This window comes from Ruegeria arenilitoris (assembly GCF_013030265.1).
Lineage (GTDB): Bacteria > Pseudomonadota > Alphaproteobacteria > Rhodobacterales > Rhodobacteraceae > Ruegeria > Ruegeria arenilitoris_E.
The window spans coordinates 79,455-95,582 of sequence record NZ_WPZQ01000001.1; the positions used below are offsets into that span (position 1 = coordinate 79,455).

General features: G+C 54.1%; 18 protein-coding genes. 8 read left to right on the top strand and 10 right to left on the bottom strand.

Features of this window, described 5'->3' with window-relative positions; all coding sequences use genetic code 11:
• Positions 1 to 193: 193 nt before the first annotated feature.
• Positions 194 to 1,060 (top strand): SGNH/GDSL hydrolase family protein, encoded by an 867-nt coding sequence (locus GOX61_RS00425; RefSeq protein ID WP_170330438.1) that lies wholly within the window; start codon positions 194 to 196, stop codon positions 1,058 to 1,060.
• A gap of 82 nt (positions 1,061 to 1,142) precedes the next feature.
• Here GOX61_RS00425 and rpsI read toward each other — a convergent pair whose 3' ends face one another.
• The 3 genes from rpsI to GOX61_RS00440 form a co-directional block, all read right to left on the bottom strand.
• The gene (gene rpsI, locus GOX61_RS00430) at positions 1,143 to 1,628 is read right to left on the bottom strand and encodes a 30S ribosomal protein S9 (protein ID WP_039535473.1); all 486 of its coding nucleotides are present in this window, start codon (positions 1,626 to 1,628) and stop codon (positions 1,143 to 1,145) included.
• A gap of 6 nt (positions 1,629 to 1,634) precedes the next feature.
• Complete coding sequence (gene rplM, locus GOX61_RS00435; protein ID WP_039536983.1) at positions 1,635 to 2,093, bottom strand: 50S ribosomal protein L13; 459 nt, start codon at positions 2,091 to 2,093, stop codon at positions 1,635 to 1,637.
• 164 nt (positions 2,094 to 2,257) lie between these two features.
• On the bottom strand, positions 2,258 to 3,661 hold the full coding sequence (locus GOX61_RS00440) for a PLP-dependent aminotransferase family protein (protein WP_170330440.1): 1,404 nt from the start codon (positions 3,659 to 3,661) through the stop codon (positions 2,258 to 2,260).
• 98 nt (positions 3,662 to 3,759) lie between these two features.
• Here GOX61_RS00440 and GOX61_RS00445 point away from each other — a divergent pair, with 98 nt between their 5' ends.
• Positions 3,760 to 3,987 (top strand): DUF1127 domain-containing protein, encoded by a 228-nt coding sequence (locus GOX61_RS00445; protein ID WP_170330442.1) that lies wholly within the window; start codon positions 3,760 to 3,762, stop codon positions 3,985 to 3,987.
• 59 nt (positions 3,988 to 4,046) lie between these two features.
• Here GOX61_RS00445 and GOX61_RS00450 read toward each other — a convergent pair whose 3' ends face one another.
• Positions 4,047 to 4,490, bottom strand: coding sequence for a PaaI family thioesterase (locus tag GOX61_RS00450; protein ID WP_170330444.1), 444 nt, complete (start codon positions 4,488 to 4,490; stop codon positions 4,047 to 4,049).
• Between the two features lie 58 nt (positions 4,491 to 4,548).
• On the opposite strand from GOX61_RS00450, the gene GOX61_RS00455 reads away from it, so the two are divergent.
• The 4 genes from GOX61_RS00455 to gluQRS all read left to right on the top strand — a co-directional run bounded on the left by GOX61_RS00455 (position 4,549) and on the right by gluQRS (position 8,472).
• The gene (locus GOX61_RS00455; protein ID WP_170330446.1) at positions 4,549 to 5,352 is read left to right on the top strand and encodes an enoyl-CoA hydratase; all 804 of its coding nucleotides are present in this window, start codon (positions 4,549 to 4,551) and stop codon (positions 5,350 to 5,352) included.
• Positions 5,353 to 5,586: 234 nt separating this feature from the next.
• A complete protein-coding gene (gene trmFO / locus GOX61_RS00460; protein WP_170330447.1) occupies positions 5,587 to 6,927 on the top strand; it encodes a methylenetetrahydrofolate--tRNA-(uracil(54)-C(5))-methyltransferase (FADH(2)-oxidizing) TrmFO in 1,341 nt (446 codons plus the stop codon).
• A 37-nt stretch (positions 6,928 to 6,964) separates the two neighbouring features.
• The gene (locus GOX61_RS00465; protein ID WP_170330450.1) at positions 6,965 to 7,579 is read left to right on the top strand and encodes a class I SAM-dependent DNA methyltransferase; all 615 of its coding nucleotides are present in this window, start codon (positions 6,965 to 6,967) and stop codon (positions 7,577 to 7,579) included.
• Complete coding sequence (gene gluQRS / locus GOX61_RS00470; protein ID WP_170330452.1) at positions 7,576 to 8,472, top strand: tRNA glutamyl-Q(34) synthetase GluQRS; 897 nt, start codon at positions 7,576 to 7,578, stop codon at positions 8,470 to 8,472. Before GOX61_RS00465 ends, gluQRS begins: the two co-directional genes overlap by 4 nt.
• Positions 8,473 to 8,491: 19 nt before the next feature.
• Here the strand turns inward: gluQRS and hisI are convergent, their stop codons facing one another.
• A complete protein-coding gene (gene hisI / locus GOX61_RS00475) occupies positions 8,492 to 8,881 on the bottom strand; it encodes a phosphoribosyl-AMP cyclohydrolase (protein WP_170330454.1) in 390 nt (129 codons plus the stop codon).
• Positions 8,882 to 8,929: 48 nt separating this feature from the next.
• Between hisI and GOX61_RS00480 the strand changes: the two genes are divergently transcribed.
• Both GOX61_RS00480 and GOX61_RS00485 read left to right on the top strand, forming a co-directional pair.
• A complete protein-coding gene (locus GOX61_RS00480; RefSeq protein ID WP_170330456.1) occupies positions 8,930 to 9,382 on the top strand; it encodes an iron-sulfur cluster assembly scaffold protein in 453 nt (150 codons plus the stop codon).
• Positions 9,383 to 9,440: 58 nt separating this feature from the next.
• Positions 9,441 to 10,079, top strand: a complete 639-nt coding sequence (locus tag GOX61_RS00485; RefSeq protein ID WP_170330458.1) for a MarC family protein — start codon at positions 9,441 to 9,443, stop codon at positions 10,077 to 10,079.
• Between the two features lie 184 nt (positions 10,080 to 10,263).
• Here GOX61_RS00485 and GOX61_RS22520 read toward each other — a convergent pair whose 3' ends face one another.
• The 5 genes from GOX61_RS22520 to sciP form a co-directional block, all read right to left on the bottom strand.
• Entirely contained in the window at positions 10,264 to 10,386 is a 123-nt protein-coding gene (locus GOX61_RS22520; protein WP_256372722.1) for a hypothetical protein, read from the bottom strand.
• A gap of 112 nt (positions 10,387 to 10,498) precedes the next feature.
• Positions 10,499 to 12,589 carry an ATP-dependent DNA helicase RecG gene (gene recG / locus GOX61_RS00490; RefSeq protein ID WP_170330459.1) on the bottom strand — a complete coding sequence of 697 codons (2,091 nt, stop codon included), beginning with the start codon at positions 12,587 to 12,589 and terminating at the stop codon, positions 10,499 to 10,501.
• Positions 12,586 to 14,838, bottom strand: coding sequence for an NAD-dependent DNA ligase LigA (gene ligA, locus GOX61_RS00495; RefSeq protein WP_170330461.1), 2,253 nt, complete (start codon positions 14,836 to 14,838; stop codon positions 12,586 to 12,588). Before ligA ends, recG begins: the two co-directional genes overlap by 4 nt.
• 128 nt (positions 14,839 to 14,966) lie before the next feature.
• Positions 14,967 to 15,683, bottom strand: a complete 717-nt coding sequence (gene ctrA, locus GOX61_RS00500; RefSeq protein WP_155139115.1) for a response regulator transcription factor CtrA — start codon at positions 15,681 to 15,683, stop codon at positions 14,967 to 14,969.
• Positions 15,684 to 15,768: 85 nt separating this feature from the next.
• Entirely contained in the window at positions 15,769 to 16,062 is a 294-nt protein-coding gene (gene sciP / locus GOX61_RS00505; protein WP_155139117.1) for a CtrA inhibitor SciP, read from the bottom strand.
• Positions 16,063 to 16,128 lie beyond the last annotated feature (66 nt).

The following is a 16,128-nucleotide window of genomic DNA, read 5'->3' on the forward strand; positions in this document are numbered from 1 at the left end:
TTTGGTGCTGATTTTTTCCGCGGTTCTATTCGCTCTTATTGAGGTGATTGTCCGCCAGTTCTTTCCCCAAACGGTCAGAACCACTTATCTGGTGGGTGAAACTCTGGGCATCAAAGACCCTGTGACAGGTCACCTGAATCGGCCAAACACCCATGCCGCAGTTACCGCCCCTGAATTCAGCGTTGAATATATCGTGGACGAACGTGGTTTCAGAAATGCGTCTTTAGACAGTCGACCAAGCTCAGAAGCCTCTGCAACCAAAGTACTTTTGGTCGGGGACTCCTTTGTTTTTGGGGCGGCAAATCACTTCGATGACATATGGCCAGAGCTGCTTGCAAACCGTTTCAAACAGGAAGGCTTGGACGTCGAGGTGATCAACGCCGGCGTGCCGGGATTCGATACATCTCAACAGGTCCTGTATCTGGAGCGCCTGTTTGAGACCTATCAACCAGATATCGTACTACTTACATTCCTGCCAAATGACTTGTTTGCCAATCGGCCTATTCAGAATGTCGATGGGCAGGACCAGGCGCGTGGTGATGCCCGTGCTGTCGTCCAGACCGGCGGTAGTAAAAAGTCTTCTTTCCAGTCCGTCACTTTGTTGAAGCGGATGATGATGGGGACCGACGCCGCCTATCGACGTCTCTATCTTATGACTCCGAGAAAGGCATTCTTTGAGAATCCACCTTCGGAGAAAATGGAGACAAAAGCGGACACAACCAAAGATATACTCATGAGAGCGAAACAATTCACCTCGCAACACGGTGCTGATTTTGTTGTGCTGTCTGTGCCGCAATTGTTTCAGGTCTTGCAGAAGGCAAGTGGTGAAGTTGTTCCAGATGTAAATCCAGATCTGCCCGATCAGATGTTCGAAGAATTTTCATCGGAGAATGAGATCGATTGGATCGCTACCCTACCTGTGCTTGCGCAAAACTATGTGGAGAACAAGGCTGAGCTCTATTACAGATTTGATGGGCATCTGAATGCAGAAGGCAATCGCGTCGTCGCCGATATAGCCTATGATGCGCTGGAGCCATTGGTTTCGAACTACTCGAACTAGAGACGAGCGCTTTCCGAAACATTCAAAAGAAAAGCGGCCGCGCCATCGCGCGACCGCCAATGTAAATTTGCTTCGGAGCGAATTAACGCTTCGAGAACTGGAACGAACGACGCGCTTTGCGCTTACCGTATTTCTTACGTTCAACAACACGGCTGTCGCGTGTCAGGAAGCCAGCGGCTTTCAGTGCGCCACGCAGCGACGGATCGTACAGCTGCAGTGCTTTCGAGATGCCGTGCTTGACCGCACCGGCCTGACCGGTCAGGCCACCGCCTTTGACGGTTGCAACAACGTCGAATTCGCCTTCAACACCAGCAACCTGGAACGGCTGGCGCAGGATCAGCTGCAGAACGGGACGAGCGAAGTACTTGTCCTGGTCTTTGCCGTTCACAGTGACCTTGCCGGAACCCGGCTTGATCCAAACGCGGGCAACAGCGTCTTTACGCTTGCCGGTGGCATACGAACGACCCAGTTCGTCACGTACGGGTTCACGTACGATGACTTCTTCGGCCACGGTTTCAACGCCTGCGACGGCGCTCAGCTCTTCTAGAGTATTGATCTGATCAGCCATCGGTCATTAGCTCCGGGTGTTTTTCTTGTTCATGGACTTAACGTCCAGAACTTCGGGGGCCTGGGCTTCGTGCGGGTGCTCGGCACCGGCGTAAACGCGCAGGTTGGTCATTTGCTGACGCGCCAGACGGTTGCCCGGCAGCATGCGCTTGACCGCTTGGGTCACAACGCGCTCGGGGTGTGCACCTTCGAGGATCTGCTGCTTGGTGCGCGACTTGATGCCGCCCGGGTGGCCAGTGTGCCAGTAGAAGTTCTCTTCGCGCTTCTTGCCGGTCATCTGGATTTTGTCAGCGTTGATTACGATGACGTTGTCGCCCATGTCCATGTTCGGGGTGAACGACGCTTTGTGCTTGCCACGCAGGCGCATGGCGACGATCGACGCAAGACGGCCCAGAACAACGCCCTCGGCGTCGATCAGGATCCATTTCTTGTCGATGTCTGCAGGTGTTGCAGAAAAGGTTTTCATGGCAGGATAGTCCTGTTTGATGTGAAAGACCGGCCTGAATGCAGACCGGTCCGAATTCGATGGAGCGTATTTAGAGTGTGCCGCTGCGCACGTCAAGCGCATCAATGTTGATATTATTAAGCACAAACAACTACTTACAAATTAGGTATTATTTTACCCCACATTCAAACGCTGATTTGCTCAGGTGGATTATCCAACAGGGCACGCAAACGAAGCATTGCATCTTCAAACTGATCCAGAGTGACGTGACCATTCATTGCGATGCGCACGGCATTTGGGGCACGACCGTCACGCAAAGCAAACTCATCCGCTGATCTAAGTTGAATGCCCTCTCTCTCTGCTGCCCGGCTAAATGCTGCTGACCTCCAGCCGGATGGTAAGTTGAGCCAGACGAAGGGTATTTCGGAATCCCAGTTCAGATCAAACCCGCCCAAAGCATTAACTGTGACTCGTACATACTCGCCCATTTTTGTACGGACATCCTGAGCAAGCTGCCTAGCCCGAGGATCACTGAGTAACAGCCGGGTCAATTCAGCTAAAGGCTGTGCCAGTCCGAAATAGCCATATTCCGCTGAGCGACGCAGGTCTCCGCTTCGCTCCTTTGGTGCAATCGCGAACCCAACACGTAAAGCAGGCGTGAGTGTTTTCGAGATCGACGAGACATGCCAACCCCTTTCCGGAGCAAGCGCCCGATAACTTGGAGCCCGCGCATCACCCATACGATAACAGTCGTCTTCAATGATCTGTACGTCATGGCGCCGCGCAACTTCGATCACTTCTTTCCGACGTTCCAGTGGGGTGTGACCGCCAGTGGGATTCTGCACTTCCGGTGAGACACATATTGCCTGTGCTGGGGTCTGGCGAAGTACATGGTCCAGCACCTCGGCACTGATGCCCCACTTGTCCATTCTGACGCCGACGACCTCTGCCCTCATTAACTCCCCTGCCCGCCGGAATCCTGCGTAAGACAGGTCTTCGACCAGTACGATGGGTTTCGGCCCCTTCAGGACTGTTTGGAAAACGACGCAGATACCGCTTTGTCCCCCATGTGTCAGAACAATGTCATCAGCAGTCATCACCCCCAAAGGCAAATCAGACAGCCAGTCGGCTACGACCTGCCGGACGGGCTGATACGCATCTCGCGTTGGGTAGTTCATGAACATGCGCGGATCGCCCTGCGCAACCTTTGCCATGCACTCTCGAATTAGAGACACCTGCCCTGCATCAGGCAATCGAGGGCTGAACAAGCTAACATTCGCATCATACTTGTCATCGCGCAGATGCAATTGGCGCGACCACACATCATCCAGGATCGGGGATTTTGGTGGCGCCACAAATGTGCCACGCCCGACCTCGGCTTGTAGCAAACCCTCGTCCGTCAGAATCGTATAGGCCCGTGCGACTGTCCCGGGGGTTATCTTCAATCGATACGCAAGCTCCCTCACCGGAGGTAGCTTAACCCCTACCTCCAGTGTTTTGTTTTCGATAGCTTTTCGTATCGTATCTGCAACCAAAGTGTACTTTGGGCCCTTTGCTTTGGGTAACGCCTCGGGCCAAATTGTATCCATTACAATTCTTCCTTTGATTTCGACACAATTCCGAATGTATCAAGCATATGTACCGATCATTTATACTTTGTGTCAATACAATTTGAAAGGACTATGACATGACACGCGCAATGCACAACCCCGCCCTCATGCTGCTGAACGACAGTCCCCGGCTGCCGATTATCGCCGCACTGGCCGTGCGGTTTGCGGCGACTGTCACACAATGGGAACGCCGGCGCCGCAGCCGCGTAAACCTTGGCCAACTGGACGACAGGCTGCTGCGTGACGTCGGACTGACACGTTATCAGGCCGACCGCGAGAAGCGCCGTTACTTTTGGCTATCTTGATTAATCCCCAGTCCCATTTCGGGACCTCTTCCTGGGCCGGGGCTTGTCCCCGGCCATTTTTATCCGAACGCTGCTGCCGCTGATCCTGCAGGTGGAAGTGAGTAGGTCATGGTCGCCCTTGCGACTGGCTTGTCTGACCCATCTGAATACATCAGCACGTCTCCCACAGCCAGAGTTCGGCCGAGCTTCAGCAATCTGCATTTGGCGATCATATCAACGCCCCCATCTGGTTTTCTTAGGAAATCCAAAGAGCTATTGGTCGTTACTGCCAGCGACTGACGACCCATTCGGGCAAGAACCATGGCATAGACGCTTACATCAGCCAGCGAGAATGTCGAAGGGCCTGATACGGTGCCACCGGGACGCAAATGGCGTTCTTGCACCACTAGCCGAATTGTAATTGTGTCGTCGGTCAGCTCTTCGACAACAAAGTCTTCGCGCACCTGCGGAAAAACCTGCGCAAGATATTCCGACAATTCCTGTTTGTTCATCGCCAACGACATGCTTTCCCTCATCGATTTGCCGACCTAGAGTTGGCCCGACAGCCAGCGGGAGGGCAAGATGGCAATTCTGGAACGTAACGACACAGGCGCGGTCGCTCAGCTAAAAATGAACACTCCGGAGCGCCTGAATGCCCTGAGTGACGAAATGCTTGCAGCACTTCAAAGCGAATTCGACACATTGCGGGACGACCCATCGATCCGAGCAGTAATCCTTTCGGGTGAGGGCAAGGCCTTTTGTGCCGGTCATGATCTCAAGCAAATGACTGCGGGCCGCCAGAGTGAAGACGGTGGGCTTGCCTACTTTCAGGACCTTTTCAGCCGCTGCGCAAAAATGATGATGTCCATACAGTCCCTGCCCCAGCCTGTGATTGCTCAGGTTCATGGCATCGCCACAGCCGCTGGATGCCAATTGGTTGCGACCTGTGATCTGGCGGTGGCTGCCGAAGGTACGCGATTTGGCGTAAATGGCGTAAACATCGGATTGTTTTGCTCAACGCCAATGGTCGCGCTGAGCCGCAACATTCCACGTAAACAAGCATTTGAGATGCTGACGACAGGCGATTTTATCTCAGCCGAACGTGCAGCCGAATTGGGTCTAATCAATCGCGTCGTGCCCGAAATGCTGCTGGAACATGAAACGGTCTCGTTGGCAGAACAGCTCGCGACGAAATTGGGGTCGGCCGTCAAGGTCGGAAAACAAGCGTTTTATCAGCAACTTCAGATGCCAATAGATCAGGCTTATGCCTATACCGGAGACGTAATGGCCGAGAATATGCTGCATCGGGATACCGAAGAAGGAATTTCTGCATTTATTGAGAAACGATCACCAAATTGGTCTCAATTGCGAAAAGATGATACATAATTTTATCAAGTGTTCGCATTTTTGCACTTTTCAAAAGGGCGACACTGTGGCAATGCTGAGACAGGGCTGAGGCTCTGAAACACTTTTGGGTCGCCGTGGGCGGAAGGTCCCTCCAGGCTGGTCTCTCTCACCGGCACAGACATCCCCGCAGCGGCGACCCCAAGATTTCATGACAAATATGGTTCTTGCACTGCGTCATTGCGCATGCCTGCACTCTGCCCTATGTGGCAGCTTATGACACAGAAATTGCATATCGTGGGCGGCGGCATGGCCGGGTCCGAGGCTGCTTGGCAAGCCGCAGAAATGGGCGTGGATGTCGTCATCCATGAAATGCGGCCTAAGGTTGAGACATTCGCACACCAAACGGGAAACCTGGCCGAGATGGTGTGTTCGAACTCCTTCCGTTCAGATGATGACGAGCAAAACGCCGTCGGGCTGCTGCACTGGGAGATGCGTGCAGCCAATGGTCTGATCATGACTACCGCAGATGCGCATCGTCTGCCTGCTGGCGGGGCATTGGCGGTTGACCGTGATCCATTTGCTGAGACAGTGACAGCCAAACTACATGATCACCCCCGGGTCAGTGTCACGAATGAGGAAGTCGATGCGCTTCCCGGTGAAGGTCACTGGATTTTTGCCACCGGTCCGCTGACCTCCCCCTCTTTGGGTGAAGCCATCCGAACCGAAACCGGCGCTGAGTCACTGGCATTCTTCGATGCAATTGCACCCATTGTGTATGCCGAGAGCATCGACATGAGTCAGGCGTGGATGCAATCGCGATACGACAAGGGCGAAACCGAAGAAGAGCGAACGGCTTATCTGAATTGCCCCATGGACCGTGATCAGTACGAAGCGTTCATAGATGCCTTGCTTGCAGCAGACAAAACCGAGTTTCATGAAGGCGAAACTGCTGGTTACTTTGATGGCTGCCTGCCAATCGAAGTCATGGCAGAGCGAGGCAGGGAAACCCTTCGCCACGGCCCGATGAAGCCTGTAGGTCTGACCAATCCGCATCAGCCCGATGTCAAACCGTATGCGGTTGTTCAGTTGCGGCGCGATAATGCCCTGGGCACCTTGTTCAATATCGTCGGCTTCCAGACCAAGATGAAATACGGGGCGCAGACCGAAGTGTTCCGCATGATTCCGGGGCTGGAAAACGCAAGCTTTGCCCGGTTAGGTGGTATTCACCGCAATACGTTCATCAACTCACCGACCTTGCTGGACGCTGAAATGCGGCTGAAATCCAAGCCAAACATTCGCTTTGCCGGTCAGATTACTGGTGTTGAAGGATATGTGGAAAGTGCTGCGATGGGGCTTTTGGCTGGCCGGATGGCAGCAGCGGAAATACTGGGGCACACCCTGCCTTCGGTTCCGCAGGACAGCGCAATGGGCGCTTTGATCCATCACATAACCGGTGGGGCCGAAGCGAAGACCTTTCAGCCTATGAACGTGAACTTCGGACTGTTCCAACCTGTTGATGGCCTGAAAGGTGGGCGTCGCGGCCGAAAGGATCGCTATAAGGCATACACAGATCGCGCCAAAGCCGCATGGACCGACTGGCTGGCGCATTGCTGACTGGACGAGGCCAGCGGCAAACGCCTAACATAGCTATATGAGCGAGAAGTTTCTGAAAGACACCTATAACCTGAACACGCCTCAGGAAACCTGCGAACACTATCAGAAATGGGCAGGTTCCTACGACGACGAGGTTGGCGAACATGGCTATGCCACGCCGGGCCGCGTCGCCGATGCATTATGGTTAAAAATGCCTGAGGCGCAGACGCCAATCCTAGATTATGGCTGTGGAACCGGGCTTTCGGGTGTTGCGCTGAACGCTGCAGGTTTCCAGATCATCGACGGTGTCGATCCTACGTCTCAAATGCTTAAAGGTGCTGCGGCCAAGGGTGTCTATCGAAACCTTTCCACTTTTGAGATCACGGATCCTGACCCGCTTGAGCAGGATGCATACAAGGCGATAACCGCAATCGGAGTGATTGGGGTCGGAGCCGCACCGCCAGAGACATTCGATCTGTTGATGAATGCATTGCCCAAAGGCGGCCTTTTGGCTTTTTCTTTCAACGATCATGCCCTTGCTGATCGCGCTTACTCTGGTCGCCTGAACGACTGGCTGGATATGGGTTCCGCCCGGCTGCTGTTTCGGGAATATGGCCCCCACCTACCCGGGCTTGACCTTAAATCTGACGTATATGTTGTTGAGAAGACGTGACCTTTATCACTCGCTTTGCGCCATCTCCAACCGGACCGCTTCATCTGGGACATGCCTATTCGGCGATAGTAGCCCACGATATCGTAACCGCTCAGGGTGGCGAATTTTTGCTGCGGATAGAAGATATCGACCAGTCCCGCTCGCGCAAGCACTGGGAAGAACAGATTTATGATGATCTCAATTGGTTAGGTCTCAATTGGCCTGAACCGGTTATGCGTCAGTCAGAGCGATTGGATGTATATGAAAGGGCCCTTGATCGGCTTTGGGAACAAGGTCTGCTCTACCCCTGTACATGTAATCGGAAAGACATTGCAGCCGCCGCAAGCGCACCGCAAGAAGGTGCCCCGCTTCATGGTCCTGACGGGATCATCTATCCGGGAACTTGCCGAAAAGACTGGGCGACCACTGATCTGCCCGAACGGCCAAAAGAGGTTCCCTTAAGGCTCAACATGGCTGAGGCAACGCGTCAGGCAGCGAACTTATTCCGATCCCGCGCGACGTTCACCGAACTTGGCCTAGGCCCGAGTGGCGAAACCGGATTGATCGAATTCACTCCCGACGAGTTGGAAAAGACCATCGGCGATGTGGTTCTTTCGCGGCGCGGGATGGGAACATCCTACCATCTTTCAGTCGTTTTGGATGATGCTGAGCAAGGTATCACGCGGGTTATTCGCGGACAGGATCTGTTCGAGGCGACCCGGATTCATGTGTTGTTACAAACCCTTCTGGGTCTGCCTACACCAGAATACTATCATCATAACCTGATCCGTGATGATGCAGGCAAACGACTCGCGAAACGCGACGATGCGCGTGCCATTTCGAAGTATCGTCAGGAAGGCGCGACGCCACAGGACATCCGACGTATGGTCGGACTAGACGCCGCCCTAGTGTAATTTGGGCGACGTCTTCCGGTCATTCCATAGGTGACATCAGCTCAACTTCTTCACCATCTCGTACTGCAGTATAAAAGCAGCTGCGCCGATTGGTGTGACAAGCCGGGCCTGTCTGGTTGACTACGACCAGCAGGCAATCCCGGTCACAATCAACGCGGAAATCCACCAGTTGCTGAACATGGCCCGAGCTTTCGCCCTTGATCCAGAATGCCTGTCGAGACCTTGACCAATATGTCACCCGTCCCGTTTTCAATGTCTGAGCAATGGATTCTGCATTCATCCATGCCATCATTAGCACCTCGCCCGTATGTTCATCCTGAGCAATCGCAGGGACCAAACCGGCCTCGTTGAATTTCAGGGTCGATGGGTCAAACAAGACGGTGTGTGACATAGTAAAAACCTTTTGCATCCCGGGTCATGGCCACTATGTATGGGGAACAGCAAACGAGGGAAAGCCATGTCGGGCGAAACCGATCTGATCAAGCTCTATTCCGGTCGCATTCTGGCCCTTGCTGCGGACATTCCGCATCTCGACCGGCTTGAAAACCCCGATGCCAGCGTCAAGAAGCGCTCGCCTCTTTGCGGGTCGACCGTAACCGTTGATGTCAAACTGCATGACGGTCGAATCTCTGAGTTTGGCCAGGATGTCAAAGCCTGCGCTCTGGGACAGGCTTCAGCTGCGGTTGTCGGTGCGGCCATTCTCGGCGCAACCCGCGCTCAGGTCGAAGCTGCACGGGATCAGCTCTCTGATATGCTTAAGAAGGACGGCCCAGCACCGGATGCGCCGTTCGACGGTCTCGAAGTGCTAATACCAGCTCGTGATTATAAAAACCGCCATGCGTCAATCCTGTTGGCTCTGGACGCTACGGCAGAAGCTATGGCTCAGGCCGAGCAAGCTAATTGCGCGTAAACATGGTATTTACGGTTAAACGCGTCTAGTCTCACGACAATTTTAGGGGAGAGATGCGTTGAACAATTTACTGGAACACTTTGTAACGCTTTGGGTAGTTATCGATCCCATCGGTACAATCCCTGTCTTCATCGCAGTAACTGCAGGTCTTGGAACGGCTGCGCGCCGTCGCACAGCACTGATGGCCGCGCTGATCAGCGCAGGTATCCTGCTCTTCTTCCTTGTTTTTGGACAGCTTCTGATCGAAGCGCTGGATATCGGGTTGAACTCATTCCAGGTCGCAGGCGGTATCATCCTGTTCCTGTTCGCCCTGACAATGATTTTCGGTGAAAGCAAACAGGACATCGAGCAGCGACAAGCCGAAGAAGATAAAGAAGACACGATACATCAGCACAATCCGGCCATCTTTCCGCTGGCGGTTCCATCTCTGGCCTCACCCGGTGCTATGCTGGCGATCGTCATTCTGACCGACAATCATCGCTACAGCGCTGCGGATCAGGGGATCACCGCTCTGGTAATGTTGTCGGTTCTTGCCATTGCCTTTGTGCTCATGCTGCTTGCAGAACCCATCATTCGCCTGATTGGCCATTCCGGTGCGGCCATCATCAGCCGCGTCATGGGCATGATCCTTGCTTCGGTCGCGGTGAACTCGGTTCTCTCTGCAATGCTCGAAATATTAAAAACCGGTCAGCTATAAAAAAACCGCCGCACCTTCCGGGCGGAAAGGGCGGCGGCAAGACATGCGTTTCTCGTGTGGGGTCCGGATAGCCACGCGGGGCCGAGGCTGGCCCCTTCAAGGGAATTGGGACAGGCAGGTCACCCTTGATCGCTATGGGGATGACAGCGCGGTTTGATCGGCACGAGATCGCAGGCAGAAAGGCTCAGAACCCTACCGGCAGGTGAAGGGCAACGACCAGCATAACCACCAATGACATCACACCCGCAGCATCTTGCAGAATGGTAGCCTGCGAACGGCTGAAAGCGGTCTTGATCTGGGTCAGCATGGTCTCACCTCCGGTCAGAGCTTTAATCCTTTGTTGACCTTTTGTTCTCATATTTTCGCGAGTCGGTAAAGAACTTTTTGAGAACATTTGTGAACTTACCGGAACATGCTGCTTAACCCACTGAAATCAAACGAATTGCCTGATCCTGTTTCATGAGCCACAAAAGAACGCGTGCCGCCTGCCCGCGCTCTGAGGTTAGTTTTGGGTCTGCATTCAGCAATGCGCGCGCATCCGATTGCGCCACCGCCATCAGACCCGCCTGCCGCTCAAGATCAGCTATCCGAAATTTCGGCAGTCCGGATTGTGCGGTTCCAATGAGGTCTCCCGCGCCTCGCATCTGCAAATCTGTCTCAGCTATCCGGAAACCATCTTCGGTTTCGCGCAGCACTTCCAACCTCTTGCGCCCACCTTCGCTGAGCGGTGGCTGATACATCAGCAAACAGGTTGAAGCATCTTCGCCCCGCCCTACGCGACCACGCAACTGGTGCAATTGTGCCAGCCCAAAGATCTCGGCGCGTTCGATCACCATGATCGTGGCGTTGGGAACATTTACCCCGACTTCGATCACGGTCGTCGCAACAAGAACCTTTGTTTGGCCCGACTGGAACGCAGCCATGGCCGCATCCTTATCCGTTGGTGGCATTTGGCCGTGGACCAGGCCCACCGTTTCGTCGCCCAGCAAAGCGCGCAGTCGTTTGAACCTCTCTTCCGCAGCTGTCAGATCGGAAACCTCGGACTCATCGACCAGAGGGCAAACCCAGTAGCATTGCTTGCCCTCATCGATTGCGCGACGCAAGTGCGACACGACTTCATCCATGCGCTGCGTGCTTACAATGGCCGTTTTGATCGGCTTTCGCCCGGGCGGTTTTTCGTCCAACACAGAAACGTCCATGTCTCCGTATTGCGCAAGGGCGAGACTACGAGGGATCGGTGTCGCAGTCATAACCAGCACATCTGCACCCTGCCCTTTCTCTGACAGTTCCATCCGTTGGCGTACGCCGAACCGGTGCTGTTCATCCACGATCGCAAGGCGCAGGTCGCGAAACTCAACGTCGCTTTGGAACACCGCATGCGTGCCGACAAGGATTTGAATGTCGCCCTTTTTCAAAGCCGCCAGTTTTGCCCTCCGCTCGGCACCCTTGTCGCGTCCCGTCAGAATTTCCAGAACCACTCCAGCTTCTTCAGCCAAAGGCCGCAGCCCTTCAAGGTGTTGGCGCGCCAAGATTTCTGTTGGGGCCATCATGACACCCTGTGCACCCGCCTCGACGGCGATCAACAACGACATGAAAGCAACCAGTGTCTTCCCTGCGCCCACATCCCCCTGAAGCAACCGGTTCATCCGTGCATCTGATCCCATATCAGCAGCAATCTCATCGATTGCGCGGGACTGCGCATTTGTCGGTCGATATGGAAGACTGGCCAGTACCTTGGTCTGAAGCTTGCCTGTGCCCTTGCTAACAATCCCGCGCGCCTTTTTTTCACGTTGTCGGGCCAGCGCCAATGTCAGCTGGTGGGCAAGAAGCTCATCATATGCCAAGCGTTCTCTTGCTGGAGCGAATGAAGCGACATCATCCGCCCCCTGTGGATGGTGTGCCGCCTCGATCGCCATGCTCCAGGACGGCCATTTCTTTTGTTCGACCTGTGCGGGGTCTATCCATTCAGCAAGATCCGGAGACTTTGACAACGCGCTTTGGGCTGCCTTGTACGCAGTCTTTTGCGTGACGCCTTGTGTCAGATGGTAGACGGGTTCGAACTCTGGAATATCATTCGCTTCCTGGGGGGCGGCGATGTGGTCCGGGTGGACCATCTGTGCCATCCCATCAAACAGTTCCAGCTTTCCAGACACAACACGGCGCGAACCTTCAGGCAGGACTTTCTTTAAATAGTCCCCTCGTGCATGGAAAAAGACCAACTGGAAATCAGCTTGAGTATCCTCCACATGAATACGATAGGCGCCACCTTTGTTACGGGGTGGCCTGTGCGCTCCGACAGTGACTTCAACAGTAAGGGTTGTTGGAAGATCGGCGCCCTGAATAGTGTCGCGTCGCCTGCGGTCTATGACAGCATAAGGCAGACCAAACAGCACATCACGAGGTGACTCGACTCCAATCTGAGTTAGCAATTGCGCCGTTTTAGGCCCCACCCCATCAAGGGTTTCAAGCTTTGCAAACAGCGGGAAAAGTAGTTCGGGACGGCCGCTCATGCATCCCCGATCAGCTGCAGCCAGCCGTCTTCATCCAGTGTCTCGATCCCAAGATCCGCCGCTTTCTTGGCCTTAGATCCGGCTCCGGGCCCCGCGACCAACAGGTCAGTTTTGGCACTTACCGAACCGGAAACCTTTGCCCCAAGCGCCTCGGCTCTGGCTTTCGCTTCTGCTCTCGTCATCTTTTCCAAAGTTCCAGTAAAGACGACGGTTTTGCCTGCCACAGGGCTATCCGAACTTGGGGCATCTGGTGGTGTGATCTCCAGATATGCACGCAATTCGTCGAAAGCCTTGCGCTCATCTTTGTTCGCAAATGCATCTGACAGGGACAGTCCAAGCGTTGCCCCAATTCCATCAATGCTGATCAAATCAGACCATGCCGTTGCGGCTTCGGTGGGTACATCATGCGAGGCAATGGCTGCATCACGGACATCTTTGAGCCTTGACCGTCGCCCTTCAGCCTGCGCTGCATTGCGTTCAGCCTCTTCCGCTTCATCCGCAGCGCGTTGCGCCAGCGCAGCAGGGCGCGCCAAATCTACTGCTCGGGCCATTGCATCCCAGCCTCGGTAGTAAAGTGCCAGATCCCTCGCGCCAACCTCACCCACATGACGAATGCCAAGTGCAAAGAGCAGACGAACCAAAGGAATGGTCCGCTTTTCCTGTATCGCCGTGAACAAGTTGTTGGCAGATGTATCGCCCCACCCGTCCCGGTTTTTCAGTCGGGAAACACTTCCGGCGTCTCGGTCCTGCAAGGTGAAGATATCTGCCGGAGTTTTAATCGGCAAAACCGGATCATCGTAGAACATCTCGATTTGTTTTGCCCCAAGACCTTCGATGTCAAAGGCTTTGCGCGAAACAAAGTGTTTGAGCTTCTCAACAGCCTGCGCCGGGCAGATCAAACCACCGGTGCAGCGCCGTACAGCATCACCATCCTCACGGATCGCGTCGCTGTCGCATTCCGGACATTTGGTGGGAAACTCGTAGGGCACTGCGTCCTCCGGGCGCTTCGACAAGTCCACGTCTGCAAGCTTTGGGATTACATCCCCTGCCCGATAAACCTGAACCCAATCCCCGATACGAAAATCCTTACCACCACGAATTTCACCACCTTTGGCATCCCGGCCGGCAATGTAATCCTCGTTATGCAGCGTTGCATTCGATACCACTACGCCGCCAACCGTCACCGGATGCAGACGTGCCACGGGGCTCAGCGCGCCGGTGCGCCCGACCTGGATGTCGATTGCCTCTAATCGTGTCCATGCCAGCTCAGCAGGAAACTTATGGGCAATTGCCCATCTCGGCGTCGTCGACCGAAACCCAAGCCGCGACTGCAACGCCAGATCATCCACCTTGTAGACGACGCCATCGATGTCATAGCCCAGTGTCGAACGCTGGGCTTCGATATCACGGTAATGGTCCAGCATCTGCGAGGTTGTTTCGCAAAGGCGTGTTAACTCATTGGTTTGAAATCCAAAGGCTTTCAAACGTTGGATCGCGCCCATCTGGGTTTCTGCCAGCGGCTCCGACAACTCTCCCCAGGCATAAGCAAAGAATCTGAGAGGTCGCGCCCGAGTAATTTCTGAATCCAGTTGTCGCAATGATCCAGCAGCCGCATTCCTCGGATTGGCAAAGGTTTTGCCTCCGGCCTCGACCTGTCGTTCATTCAGCTTGTCGAAATCCTCGTGCGACATGTAAACTTCGCCCCGAACCTCCAAAATGTCGGGAGCATTTTTGATCCGTCTGGGAATGTCAGCGACGGTCAGCGCATTCGCCGTGACGTTCTCACCCACCTCACCGTCACCGCGGGTTGCAGCCTGAACCAATTCGCCATTTTCGTAACGTAGTGAGAGCGAAAGGCCATCGATCTTCGGCTCGGCGGTAAAGGACAGTGGTGCCTCATTTGACAGGCCCAGATACTTGCGGATCGACCGGTCAAAATCGGCCACGTCCTCATCATCGAACGCATTGCCCAGCGACATCATCCGAACGGCATGAGAGACTTTCGCAAACCCATCAGCCGGGCGTGCACCTACATGTTCGGACGGGCTGTCATCACGCTTGAGCTTGGGGAATCGCGCCTCAATCTCAATATTTCGCCGTTTCAAGGAATCGTATTCGGCATCCGAAATCTCTGGCGCGTCTTTGGTGTGATAAAGATCGTTTGCCCGCAGCAACAACGTGGCAAGGCGCGCCAGTTCTTCCCGCGCCTGATCCTCAGTCAGCTCTTGTACCGAAATTGTGTTGCTCATGCCCACGTCCTGTCACGAATTCTTGGAACCAGTGATAAGACGGGGGCATGGCCAGGTCCAGTGGCGTACTGCGCCGTGAGTGTGGGAACTGCCATCCCGAACCATTAACGGCAGCCCCCCAATTCAAGTCAGGCGCCGACGGCCATTCTGGTCTCATCGACTGTATTGTTCTGAGGATCGCGCAGAACGTAACCCCGACCCCACACCGTCTCGATATAGTTGTCGCCGCCCGTTGCATTACTGAGTTTCTTTCTCAGTTTGCAGATAAACACATCGATGATTTTCAGTTCAGGCTCATCCATGCCGCCGTACAGGTGGTTCAGGAACATTTCCTTAGTCAAAGTGGTGCCCTTGCGAAGGCTCAGAAGCTCCAGCATCTGGTATTCCTTACCGGTCAGATGAACGGTTTTACCCTCCACTTCAACGGTTTTGGCATCCAGATTTACTGCGACCCGACCTGTCTGAATGATCGATTGAGAATGTCCCTTGGACCGGCGAATGATGGCATGGATCCTTGCAACAAGTTCTTCGCGATGGAACGGCTTGGTCAAATAGTCATCCGCCCCAAATCCGAAGCCTTTAATCTTGCTTTCGGTATCATCCGCTCCGGACAGGATCAGGATTGGTGTTTCGACACGAGAGATCCTGAGTTGGCGCAGAACCTCATGACCGTTCATGTCAGGCAGGTTGAGATCCAAAAGGATGAGGTCATAGTCATAGAGTTTGGCCAGATCTATGCCTTCTTCACCGAGGTCCGTCGCATAAACGTTCAGGTTGGCATGCGTCAGCATCAGCTCGATGCTTTTCGACGTGGTCGGATCATCCTCGACAAGAAGTATGCGCATAATCACTGCTCCAATTCGGGTCAAATATTCCAGTTCAAATTGAACCTGAACAAAAATGGTTAATCTGACGTTACCGTTGAATCAGTTATTCACTTTCTACCTTAGGTTGTCGATATTTTTTTATAGCCGTCACTTTCAACGCATCCACACCATGCTCTGCCACGGCGGAAACCCAGGAATTAAACTCCTCTTCGCTGATGCCATATCGCTTTTTGGCATCGGACAGCGTTATTAACCCATACAAAACCCCGCGTACGACCACCACTTTTCGCGAGGCAACCCAGCGTCGCGTGTCTGCAGGTGGCAGATCAGCACGCGTTAAAATCGTTCCATCAGGCAGGGTTACCGACCGTGGTCCTTCAACTTTGTGCAAATACATCTTCTCAACCCTTTTCTTGCTGCGACAAAGCTGAACCCAGCCTACTTAATGCTGAGTGAAACCGCC